We start from the raw sequence: 381 nt of genomic DNA on the forward strand, positions 1-381 counted from the left end.
GACAACTGCCCGATGACCCCCAACGCCGACCAGACCGACACCGACGGCGACGGTATCGGCGACGCCTGTGACGACGACCTGGACGGCGACGGCGTCGACAACGGCAGCGACAACTGCCCCGCAGTGCCCAACTCCGGCCAGGAAGACCAGGACGGCGACGGCATCGGCGATGCCTGTGACGACGACCGCGACGGCGACGGCGTCGACAACGATGTCGACAACTGTCCGGATACCGCCAACCCCGGCCAGGAGGACGGCGACGGTGACGGTATCGGCGACGCCTGCGACCCGGACGTGGTGTCCTGCGCACCCGGCGAGCTGTTCGAGCCGATCATCGACCCGAACGCCACCGTGACCAGCGGCGACACCGGCCTCACCTGC

The 381-nt window shown here is 69.6% G+C and carries 1 protein-coding gene; it reads left to right on the forward strand.

Going from position 1 to position 381, the window contains the following annotated elements:
• The coding region (locus OQE62_RS19405; protein WP_265723697.1) for a thrombospondin type 3 repeat-containing protein at positions 1-381 on the forward strand (381 nt) is incomplete at both ends.

The sequence above is a fragment of the Microbulbifer halophilus genome (assembly GCF_026183675.1).
In the GTDB taxonomy this organism is placed as follows: Bacteria; Pseudomonadota; Gammaproteobacteria; order Pseudomonadales; family Cellvibrionaceae; genus Microbulbifer; species Microbulbifer halophilus.